Consider the following 512-nt stretch of genomic DNA (forward strand, 5'->3'; position numbering starts at 1 on the left):
CGGCGGTGACCTACTCTCCCACATCCTCCCGGATGCAGTACCATCGGCGCTGTGGGTCTTAGCTTCCGGGTTCGGAATGGGACCGGGCGTTTCCCCCACGCTATGACCGCCGTAACCCTTCCACCCGCACCACACACCCAAAACCAACAGGGCATGCGTGGGGAAAACAATGGTTACAACACGTCCCGAAACCGCCTCGCAAGGAGGGGTGCCGGCAGTGCGGTAAATATTGGTGAACCCGCCCCCTGGACAAGGAGGCATGGGTTCGGTGTTCGTTCCTGGTGCAACAACCAACGGTTGTTGTCCGGGAACCACATAGTGGACGCAAGCAGCATGATCTACAACACCCTTTATACTTTGACGGACCGTTTGAAGTCGTGTCCGTCCAGGTGCTGGTGTGGTGTAAGTTATCGGCCTATTAGTACCGGTCAGCTTCACGGGTCTTTAGTCCCCGCTTCCACATCCGGCCTATCAACCCAGTGGTCTGGCTGGGGGCCTCTCACACACAAGGT

Annotated in this window: 2 rRNA genes; both read right to left on the reverse strand. The window is 58.0% G+C overall.

Annotated features, from left to right (window positions below):
• Positions 1 to 114, reverse strand: a 5S ribosomal RNA gene (gene rrf / locus NNX34_RS15970); the annotation flags it as partial.
• A gap of 283 nt (positions 115 to 397) precedes the next feature.
• Positions 398 to 512 (reverse strand): 23S ribosomal RNA (locus NNX34_RS15975); the annotation flags it as partial.

Source organism: Arthrobacter sp. zg-Y1116, from assembly GCF_024385485.1.
Lineage (GTDB): Bacteria > Actinomycetota > Actinomycetes > Actinomycetales > Micrococcaceae > Arthrobacter_B.